Origin of the sequence: Massilia frigida (assembly GCF_011682175.1) — a bacterium.
Lineage (GTDB): Bacteria > Pseudomonadota > Gammaproteobacteria > Burkholderiales > Burkholderiaceae_D > Telluria_A > Telluria_A frigida.
On sequence record NZ_WHJG01000189.1, the window covers coordinates 1 to 384 of the forward strand.

Annotated in this window: 1 protein-coding gene; it reads left to right on the top strand. The window is 65.6% G+C overall.

Going from position 1 to position 384, the window contains the following annotated elements:
• On the top strand, positions 1–384 hold a 384-nt coding region (locus tag F2P44_RS34620; RefSeq protein WP_267877658.1), incomplete at both ends, for a glycerophosphodiester phosphodiesterase family protein.

The window sequence follows — 384 nt, forward strand, 5'->3', positions numbered from 1 at the left end:
AAGGCGCCGCTGGTGGTGGCGCACCGGGGCGCCGGCGGCTATCTGCCGGAGGCTACCGTCGAAGCCTACGCCATGGCCATCGAGCAAGGCGCCGACGCGATCGAGCCGGACGTGGTGTCGACCAAGGATGGCGTGCTGATCGCGCGCCACGATCCCAACCTGGTCTACAGCACCGACGTCGCTTCGCGTCCCGAGTTTGCCAGCCGCAAGCGCAAGATGAGCGTCGACGGCCTGGTCGAGGAAGGCTGGTTCGCCGGCGACTTCACCCTGGCCGAAATCAAGACCCTGGGCGGGATTGCCACCGACGCCGAACGGCCGCAGCAGTTCAACGGGCGCTACAAGATCGCGACGATCCAGGAAATCGTCGACATGATCAAGAAAAGC